At 62.3% G+C, this 10,011-nt stretch carries 6 protein-coding genes; 3 read left to right on the top strand and 3 right to left on the bottom strand.

The features are described from left to right. Positions 1–9 precede the first annotated feature (9 nt). The 3 genes from CLU92_RS28485 to tssF all read right to left on the bottom strand — a co-directional run bounded on the left by CLU92_RS28485 (position 10) and on the right by tssF (position 3,087). Positions 10–174: a PAAR domain-containing protein gene (locus tag CLU92_RS28485; RefSeq protein ID WP_373918924.1), complete on the bottom strand. Its 165-nt coding sequence runs from the start codon at positions 172–174 to the stop codon at positions 10–12. 118 nt (positions 175–292) lie between these two features. Next, positions 293–1,318 (bottom strand): type VI secretion system baseplate subunit TssG, encoded by a 1,026-nt coding sequence (gene tssG, locus CLU92_RS10470; protein WP_101481839.1) that lies wholly within the window; start codon positions 1,316–1,318, stop codon positions 293–295. Continuing rightward, entirely contained in the window at positions 1,282–3,087 is a 1,806-nt protein-coding gene (gene tssF / locus CLU92_RS10465) for a type VI secretion system baseplate subunit TssF (RefSeq protein ID WP_101481838.1), read from the bottom strand. Before tssF ends, tssG begins: the two co-directional genes overlap by 37 nt. A 175-nt stretch (positions 3,088–3,262) precedes the next feature. Here tssF and tssK point away from each other — a divergent pair, with 175 nt between their 5' ends. From tssK to CLU92_RS10450, 3 genes are all read left to right on the top strand, one after another. Then, positions 3,263–4,609 carry a type VI secretion system baseplate subunit TssK gene (gene tssK, locus CLU92_RS10460; RefSeq protein WP_101481837.1) on the top strand — a complete coding sequence of 449 codons (1,347 nt, stop codon included), beginning with the start codon at positions 3,263–3,265 and terminating at the stop codon, positions 4,607–4,609. A 165-nt stretch (positions 4,610–4,774) separates the two neighbouring features. After that, positions 4,775–7,837, top strand: a complete 3,063-nt coding sequence (locus CLU92_RS10455; protein WP_101481836.1) for a PAS domain-containing hybrid sensor histidine kinase/response regulator — start codon at positions 4,775–4,777, stop codon at positions 7,835–7,837. Next, positions 7,834–9,999 carry a HAMP domain-containing sensor histidine kinase gene (locus CLU92_RS10450; protein WP_101481835.1) on the top strand — a complete coding sequence of 722 codons (2,166 nt, stop codon included), beginning with the start codon at positions 7,834–7,836 and terminating at the stop codon, positions 9,997–9,999. Before CLU92_RS10455 ends, CLU92_RS10450 begins: the two co-directional genes overlap by 4 nt. Positions 10,000–10,011 lie beyond the last annotated feature (12 nt).

Genomic DNA, 10,011 nt, shown 5'->3' with positions numbered 1-10,011 from the left:
CTGCCTCCGTTATAGGGATGTGATCAGGTGGGCGCCACAGGCGGTGGCATCGCCGTCATAGGCGTACGCCTTGCCCATGTGTTTTGCGCCAGCGCCATCCGGCGTGATCGGAAAGCTGCCTTTGCACTTTGGGCAGAAGGTCGTGTCATCTGCCAGCGCCGCCGTCTTCCCCATCACGGTGCTGCCAGACGATGCGCTGGTGACCTTCCCGCCGTGATCAGTTGCGTCTCCTAGCCGGATGACGCCGCGTCCCGCATGTTTCATGTTTGCCTCGCTTTCCAGGGATGACTGCTCAAGCCAGGTGCAGCAAATAACGCACTTCGGCGCCGCCTGCCTTGCCTTGTGCTGTCTGCAGAAACGTCGTCCAGCCAAGGCGTCGTCTCTCTGAAAGTTGGGAACTCAGGAGCAGGGGGGTAATGCATGGCGGACTCAATATCAGCCGAACTTCATACTGCAAGTCTGGTACGCCGAACAGCGCGAGCATCTTTGCCAGTGCCGCCGCACCTGCGCTGCGCGGCAGGAAACGTTGCAGGCCGGCGGGATCCAGCGGGCCGATATGCAGGCATACGCGCATGTCCTGGCGCCAAAGCCGCAGGCCAACGGTTGCGCCGCGCGCCAGGGTAAAGTTGGCACTGCTCAGCAGGCTGCGCCGATTTTTTCCCAGATAGTCCCAGCCACCGACAAATTGTTGCAGGACGACTGGCACACCGCAGTACTCGGCCAGTACGGGGCCAATCGCTTGCGCGGAGACGGGGCGGCAGCGCAGCTGACCCGCGTACCAGGCCGCGACGTCCTGTGTCACGGCTTCAGGTTCGGCGCTCGACGGCAGCGCAGTGCGCCGCACGCCGGCCAGTGCCAGCAACAAGGGCAATTGGGCATCGTTTGCCTGGGTCTGGAGCGTGGATTCCAATCGATACTTTTCCCACGCCTGGTAATACAGCACGACCATGCGGTGCGAAAAGATATCGAGGAAGGCCGAGACGCCAGCGTCTTTGCTCGACATGCGGTAGGCGGCAATGCGTTCTGAGTGGTGCAAGGGCAAGGTGCCGCCGACGCCCAGAAAACGCATGAACGTCGGTATCAATATCAGTTGTTCATTGTCGTCGAGCGAGAGGTGCTCAATTTCACTGGCGGGGAAATTCAAGGACATGCTGTTCTTGAAGCGCAACACCTGGCTGAAGGCTTGCGCCTGTGACACATGCTGACTACGTAGCCAGCACAGCAGAATACGTACCGCCTGCACGAACTGGTAACGGTACGGCTCGGCTAGCAAGTGTCGGACTACACCAGATTCTGCAGTCCGCTTCTTGGTTTGCATCGGATCAGCTCCTCTCCGCTTTGCAGTGATAGCACCACCAGTTCGATGAAACTGTTGATTTGCACATACAGCCCAAGGAAGTGATCGATCACCTGCACAAACAGGTGCATGCCGCTGCCGACGAACGCTTCCTCGTCAAGCGTGATGCGCACTTCCACGCCATGCGCCAAAGAGGTGCCGCGCTTGTGTCGCAGCCACGTCGTGGTCGGCGAGTGCGCCAACGCGACGATGCCGCTGATCTGGCGTTGCGAGGTGGCCGATTGGGATAAGTCGTACAGCGTCAGCATTTCGCGCAGCGCCGGCATGCCTTCCTGGACCAGTGCATGATGATTCAGCGCCAGATGCGAAATCAGGCGCCAGTGCAGGCCCGCGCCCGGTGAAAAACGCCGTGGCTGGCTGGGACGTCGCAGCATGTGCAGCGCAGGTCCGCCGTCACACGGCTGCAAGTCTCCTTGCGGCTGGCCGTATTTGAGTGCAAGGGGAAGATCTCGGTTACTGCATGTCAGCGACAGCGACAGGCTTGCCTTTTCATGGATCAGGGGATTGAAGTCGCTATCGACCAATGTGATTTTCTTTTCATGGCCAGGACTTCTGATGGCCAAAGCCATGTCGTGCCGCATGATCCAGTAATGGCCTTGTTGCGCCGAACCCTCTCCATGGCGCAGGCTGTACAGCGGGCGAAATTCGGTCAGCGTGCTTTCGCCTCCCCGTTGGCGCAACAAACGCACCGCATCGACAGTGATGACTTCGTAACCATGGGCATGGGTAGCATGTGCCAGCACGGAATAGTCGGTTTTCTGCCGGGTGACGGCAATCGGCACGCCTTCCTGGCGGAAGAGATTGACAGCGGGACTGCAGCCCAGTCTCAAGTTTGCGCTGGAAATACTGGACAACATGCGTGCCGAAGCGGAATCGGGCCGCAAGCCGGCCATGCACAGATGCAGGCCAAAGCGCTGGCAACCAGGTGGCAGGGCCGCACCCAGCGCCGCGATATCAATGTCAAAGAAATTGAATTTTTCCGGGTATGCAAAATACTCGCTCAAGATGCGGTAGGCCGGCTGCGAGCGGGCACCGAAAGGTATCAAGGCATCCGTGTCGGCGAAGCCGACGGGCGTCAAAGGCACGGCGGGCAATGCCATCCATTGTGCCGCGTCGATTGACACAAAAGCGCAGACTGTGTGCATGAACAAGGCATCGCGCAATGCGGCGGAAAAAGAAGCTTCACCATCAATGAACACGCGCAGGGATGCGGGCGCCGCATCGAGATGCCGGATGCCGATGTTCAGCGAGGAGCTGGCCGATGCTGGCAGGCGTACGCCAGGCGGTGCCTTGATCTTCGCATCGAAACCTGCGCTTTCCAGTATCGATGCTCCTGTCGTCATGTCGTAGGCCGTCTTGAAGCGGCAGCGCACGCCGCGCACAGGCGTTGCGTCCATTTCACTGCCGGCCGGCAGGTGCAATACGCCCGCTCCGGCTGCCGGGGCGGACTGGTGCACGATGGTGCACGATGGGAAGGGGCGCAGATAATGTGGGAACAGGGCTTCGAACAAGGCTTCGGTAAATTGCGGAAAGTCGTCATCAAGCCGTTTTGAAATGCGTGCCGCCAGCATGGCCACCGATTCGATCAAGTGTTCGACGTGCGGATCTTCGCAAGACTCGCCGGACATGTGCAATTTGCCTGCGATTCTCGGATAACGTTCGGCAAACTCACGGCAATGCCGCCGCAGCATCACCAGCTCGCGTTCGAAATACGGCAGCAAGTCCTCCATCTCACTTTCCCTGTGTCTTTGCGGTGGAATGGCCAGTATCCGAGCGTTTGCTCAAGGGGAAATTGCGTTTGCGCAAATAATTGAACAGGGTTGCTGCGCAACATCAAGGACGTCCAAGCTGGCAACATCAGAATGGCAAGGCAGCAAGATTCCAACGGTCAACATGGAGAACGCAATGACATTGCCATCCAAATTACTGTGGTCCGAGGGCCTGGCCATCGGTCCCCAGCAATTCCAGCAACTGGACCGCTACCATGAAGCGCGCCTGCAGCGTCTGGCCTCATTAATTAATCCACATTTATGGGGCGTGCATGGCGTCAGCTGGAATGCGGATGCACTGGCCAACAATAGCCTGCGGGCGGACACCATGTCGCTCGTCTTTCAGGATGGAGAACTGTTCGAAGCGCCGCTTGGCGACGTACTGCCCAGTGCTGTAGACCTGTCCAAGCTACCTTCCAGTGAACATAGTTTTACTTTTTATGCCGCGCTGCCCGGGATGCAGGCACATGGCGGCAATTTGAGCTCTGCGGGCGCGCGCTATGTCCAGGCGGATATCGAGACCCCGGATTTGTACAGCGAGGCAGTCAGCATAGACGTGGCCTACCTGAAAAAACGCGTGCACCTGCTGTCGCAACTGGACCCACTGAATGATTACCTTGCCATCCCGGTGATCCGCTTGTACCGCGCGGGTAACGGCGGCTTTGAAATCGATACTTCCTTCATTCCGCCTTGCCTGACCATCAGCGCCGAGTCTTCGCTGCAGAAAATGCTCGATTCGCTGATCGATCGTATGGGCGCGAAAATTGAAGCGCTGTACAGCCGTCACCGTCAGCCCGGTAAAAATACGGTTGAATTTCATGGCGGGGACGTCTCCTCGTTCTGGATGCTCAATACGTTGAGCACGGCGGGTGCCACGCTCAGTCATTGCGCCAGTTACCGGCGCCACCATCCCGTGTATTTGTTTGAAAAATTGATGGCATTGGCTGGCGGCTTGATGACATTTTCCAAAAAATACACATTGAACGACTTGCCGGCTTATCGTCACGATGACGCTGCTCCCGGTTTCGGCAAGCTCGATGGCATCATTCGCGACCTGATCGATACTGTGCTCCTGTCGCGTTACTTCCCGATTGCATTGAACAATGACATGCAACAAAACACCCACTATCACGGCTTGCTCGATGCCACGCGGATTGACCGTCAGACCGAATTCTGTCTTGCGGTAAACGCCGATATGCCTGCGCTGGAACTGGTCGCCACGGTGCCGTTGCAATTCAAAATTTCGTCTCCGGACAATATCGAACTATTACTGAGCCGGGCACTTCCGGGTGCTGAGTTGCGGCATATGGCACAGGTTCCTGCTGAAGTGCCGGTGCGCCCGAATACGTATTACTTTTCGATCGATAACAAGGGCAGTATTTATGACAGCATGATCAAGGCCCAGGCGATTGCGATTTATGTGCCGTCTGGTATAAAAGGGCTGAAGCTGGAATTGTTCGGTATCAGCGGCACCGCCGCGTAACGATGGTTGGCGTTGGGATTGGGTGCATCGTGAAAAGATTGTCCTAAGCAATAGACTTGCCCCTGCAGTTGACGTTATCATGTTTTTGTAAGTGTCGGTGGCTGACCAGCCAGCGCATGGTTGAAACATGGTGACAGGCGGGAGTGAGCATGGGCATGGCGAGTGATGCGTGAAGTGCCGGGCGGTGGGCAGGGCAGGGCAGCGGTGCGCCGTTGCTGCCGCGCATTGCTGCTGGCGTTCTGTGTCGCCGCGCCCTGCGCCGCTTTGCCGGCATCGGCGCCCGCCGCCGCGTCGCCGCACCAGGGGCAGCGCGTGCTGTTCCTCAACGCTTACGATTATGGCCGCGCCGGCGTGGAATCGTACACGCGCACCTATGTCGCCGCCATGGCCGCCGCGGGCCTGGCCAGCGAAGACATCATGGTCGAGCACCTGAACATGAATACCCAGGGAGACCCGGCGCTGCGCAATGAGATGCGCGATTTGTTGCTTTTAAGATACACTGAGGTAATGGGGCGCAAGGCCGACCTGATCGTCGCCATGCAGCAGCCAGCGCTCGATTTTTTGCTGTCGGACCTGGCGCCGCTGGCGCGCGACGTGCCCGTGCTGGCGATTAACACCTCAGGCATGGCCTTGCCTGCCGGCAGCCCGGCTGCCATCTGGCAGCAAAAGGCGAATGTCGATTTTCCCGGCACACTGGCGCAAGCCATGGCGCTGTTCCCTGACACCAAGACCATCGTCATGGCCGTCGGTACCAGCGAGGCCGACCAGGTCTTGAAGCGCAACATGCAGCAGGCGGCGCTGGCGTGGCAGGGCAAGGTGGCCATGCGCTACCTCGACAACCTGACCCTGGAGCAGATGCGCGCGGCCGTGGCGCGGCTGCCCTCCGATGCCGTGCTGGTGGCGGGCAATGTCAACCGCGACGTGGACGGCGCCATCGCCACGCCCGTGCAGTTTTCCGTGCAACTGGCGCGGCTGGCGAATGTGCCCACCTTTGGCATGTACAACGCGACGGTCGGCAAGGGCATCCTGGGTGGCTCCATCCTGCACATCGAACAGGCCGCGCAGCAGGTGGCGCAAATGTCGCTCGCGGTGCTGGCGGGCAAGGCGCCCGCGGCGCCGGGCGCCTTGCTGCAGCCCGCTCGCCCGGTGCCCATGTACGACTGGGAACAGCTGCAGCGCTGGGATGCCGACATCAGCCGCCTGCCGCCGCACACGCTGTTCCTCAACCGGCCACCGCAACTGTGGCATGAACACCGCGTTGCCGTGCTGCTGGTGGGCGGCGTCTTTATCGTGATGGTCGGCTTGCTGAGCGCCTTGCTGCTGCAGCGGCGGCGCCTGCGGCGCGCCGAGAGCGATGCGCGCGAGAGCGAGCAGCGCTTCCGCATCCTGGTCGAGCATGCGCCGGAAGCCATCCTGGTGTACGACCTGGACCTGGATCGCTTCGTCGACGCCAACAGCAGCGCGCAGTGCATGCTGGGCCTGTCGCGCGAAGCGCTGCTGGCGCGCGGGCCGTTCGACCTGTATACCGGCAAGCAGCCCGATGGCCTTCCGCTGGGACTGATGATGGAAGAGCATCTGCGCCGCGCCATGCTGGGCGAGCCTGTCCTGGTGGAGCGCAATGTGCGGCGTGCCGACGGCAGCATTTTTCCCTGCGAGGTGCGGCTGGTCAAATTGCCCATGGAAGGGCGGCGCCTGGTACGCAGCGGCATCGTCGACATTTCCGAGCGCAAGCACAGCGAGCAGGAATTGCTCGGCTACCGCGACCACCTGGAAGAACTGGTGCAGCAGCGCACGGCCGCCCTGTCTGTGGCCGTCACCGAGGCCGAATCGGCGAATCGCGCGAAAAGCGTTTTCCTGGCCAACATGAGCCACGAATTGCGCACGCCATTGAATTCCGTGATCGGTTTTTCGCAGATGATGGCCGATTCGAGCAGCATGTTCGAGGAAGAAAAGCATAACCTGGCCATCATCAACCGCGCCGGCCACCACTTGTTGACCTTGATCAACGATATCCTGGAATTGTCGAAAATCGAAGCGGGCCGCATGCAGCTGCAAACGGGACCCGTGGACTTGAATGGTTTGCTCGACGAGGTGCTCGAGATGGTGCGCATGCGCTCGAGCGACCAGGGCATCGCGCTGCAGATCGAACGTTCCGGCGTGCCGCCGCTGGTGCGCCTCGATGGCGCCAAGCTGCGCCAGGTGCTGCTCAATTTGTTGTCGAACGCGCTCAAATTCATCGAGCAGGGCAGTGTGATCTTGTCGCTGGCGTGCCAGGCGGCAGAAGATGGGCAGACGGCGCTGTCGTTTGCCGTGCGCGATACGGGCAGCGGCATCGCGGAAGCGGATCTGGAACGTATCTTTGAACCGTTTGTGCAGGCCGACAGCGCCGTGGCGCAGGCCGGCACGGGACTGGGGCTGACCATTTCGCGCGAATTCGTGCGCCTGATGGGCGGCGAGTTGCGCGTCGATTCCACGCTGGGAGCGGGTTCCGTATTCCGTTTCGACTTGCGCGCACCGGTGCTGCAGCAACCGGCCATCGCGGCGCTGGCGCCGGGCCGCGTGGCGCGCCTGCCGCCGGGCCAGCGCGGGCGCATGGTGCTGCTGGTCGATGATGACGACAACTGCCGCAAGCTGCTGGCCGGCTTGCTGGCACCACTGGGCTTCCAGTTGCAGCAAGCGGCGGGCGGCGCGCAGGCGCAAGCCATGCTGGCGGCGCAGCGCTACGACATGGTGTTGAGCGACTGGCGCATGCCAGGCATGGATGGCCTGGCGCTGACGCGCTGGCTGCGCGCGCAGCCGGTGCTGGTGCAGCCGCGCCTGGTGATCATGACCGCCTCCGCCTTCGAAGAAGAAAAGCAGGAGGCGCTGGCGGCCGGCGCCGACGGTTTCCTGCGCAAGCCGATCGAACAGGAACACCTGTTCGCCATGCTGGAGCAGCAACTGGGCGTGCGCTTCCAGCGCACCACCGCCGCGTCGCCGCGCGTGCCCGCGCCGGCCTTTGACCTGTCGCAGGCGCTGGGCCAGCTGGGTGCAGCCGAACGGCAGGCGCTGCTCGAATCCGTGCAGGCGCTCGATTTGCGGCGCAGCGCCATTGTGCTGGCCAGCGTGGCAACTGGCCTGCCGCAGCTATCCGCGCATATCGCCGCCATGCTGGAACAACACCAGTACCAGCCACTGTGCGCCTTGCTGGCGCAGATGGCCAGCGAACCGCAGGGCGAAGACGCATGACTTTTTACGCACCCAAGGGCGCCCGCCTGGGCGGCGTGTCCATCGTGCTGGCCGTCAGCGTAACGTTGACCTTTGTCGTCACCGTGCTGCTGCTGGTGTTTGCCGTGCTGTTTTACCAATCCGAGCGCGAACAGCGCTGGCAGCAGCTGCAGCAAAGCCTGGCCGTCAGCGCGGACCAGCTGGCCGTGGCCATCGAACTGCCCTTGTGGAACCTGGATGAAAAGCAGATGCAGGCCATCATGCGCAGCATGTTGGGCAAGCGCGAACTGGTGGCCAGCTCCCTGACGCCGGGCATCGGCAAGGAAGCGCTGGTCCTGCGCCGCAATGCGGACGGCGCCATCGACAGCCTCGCCGCGCTGCCCGCCGAACCGGGCTGGCTGGTGCAGCGGCGCTCCGTGACGATGGGTGGACAAGTCATCGGCAGCGTCGCCGTGTATGCGACGCCGGCCTTGCTGCACGCGCAGCTGCGGCAGCGCGCGCTGGGCATCGGCGCCATGATCGTGGCGCTCGACGTGATCCTGGTGGCCAGCATCTGGCTGCTCATGTGGTGCCTGATGCTCAAGCCCCTGAAGGCGATTGGCCAGTATGCGGCCGGCGTCAAGGCGGGGCAGGGCGAAGCCTTCGGCACGCCGCCGAAAGCGTGGTTCCTGGGCGAGCTGCGCACCCTGTACCGTTCCATCCGCGACATGGTGGCGCTGCTCGACAGCCGTTACCGCGCCCTGCAACGCAGCGAGGAGCGCGTGCAGATGGCGACGGGCGCGGCCAGCATCGGCATATGGGACTGGAACGTCAGCAGCGACGCATTGCAGTGGGATGAACAGATGTACGCGCAATTCAAGGCCGATGCGTCCGGCAACATGTCGCCGGCGGCGATCTGGCGCGCGGCGCTGGTGCCGGACGATGTGCCGGCCGCCAAGGAGGCCTTGCGCGCCGTACTGGGCACAGGCCATGCGTTCACGCACGAGTATCGGATCCTGTGGCCCGATGGCGCCATCCGCTACATCAAGGCCGATGCCGTGATCTTCCGCGACGGGCGGGGCCGGCCCGTGCGCCTGGTGGGTTCAAACTACGACATCACCGCGCACCGCGAGGCCGAACTGGAACTGCTGCGCCACCGCCATCACCTGGAAGAATTGGTGGTCGAGCGCACGAGCGCCCTGTCGGTGGCCGTCAGCCAGGCGCAGGCGGCGAACCGCGCCAAGAGCACCTTCCTGGCGAACATGAGCCATGAACTGCGCACGCCCTTGAATTCCGTGATCGGCTTTTCGCGCCTGATGGCCGCCTCGCCCAACATGCAGGACGATGAAAAACGCAACCTGGCCATCATCCACCGCTCCGGCAATCATTTATTGACTTTGATCAATGAAATCCTCGAACTGTCGAAGGGCGAGGCGGGGCGCTTGCAGGCGCAGGCGACCGTGGTGGCGCTGGCGCCGCTGTTGCAGGAAGTGATGGACATGCTGGGCATGCCCGCCGAGCAGCAGGGATTGGTCCTGCACCTCGATTGCGCGGACCTGCCGGCTGCGGTACTGCTTGATGCGACGCGCTTGCGCCAGGTGCTGCTGAACCTGATGTCGAACGCCGTCAAGTTCGCCGGCAGCGGCAAGGTCACCTTGCGCGTGCGCGGCGAGCGGCGCGACGATGCCACGTGGCGCCTGTCTTTCGCAGTCAGCGACACGGGCATCGGCATCGCCCCGGAAGACCAGCAGCGCATCTTCGAACCCTTCGTGCAGGCCGATAGCGCGGGACCGAAGGATGGCACGGGCCTGGGCCTGGCCATCTCGCGCGAATTCGTGCAGTTAATGAAGGGCGAGCTGACGGTGGAGTCCACGCCGGGGCAGGGCGCCACCTTCCGTTTCAGTATTCCAGCGCAGGCGGCGCAGGCACGGATGCTGGCATCCGTGCCGCCGGCCCCGCCAGCGCAGGCGGCAGTGCTGCCTGCACTGCAGGCGCAAGACTTGCGTCTGCTGGCCTGGGAAGAGCGCGCCGCCTTGCTGGTGGCGCTGCGCGAATTGAACCTGGCCCGGGTGGCACAGCTGCTGGCGGCCATGCCTGCGTCGGCGGCGCCGTTGCTGGCGCCGCTGCAGGCCATGCTCGACCAGCACCAGTACCGTCAGTTGTGTGTCTTGCTGGATAGCGAGGGCGCGCTGGCACATGCCTGAAAGTGTGGGCTG

The sequence above is a fragment of the Janthinobacterium sp. 61 genome (genome assembly GCF_002846335.1).
GTDB lineage: Bacteria > Pseudomonadota > Gammaproteobacteria > Burkholderiales > Burkholderiaceae_D > Janthinobacterium.
This window is presented reverse-complemented; position numbering and strand designations above follow the sequence as displayed.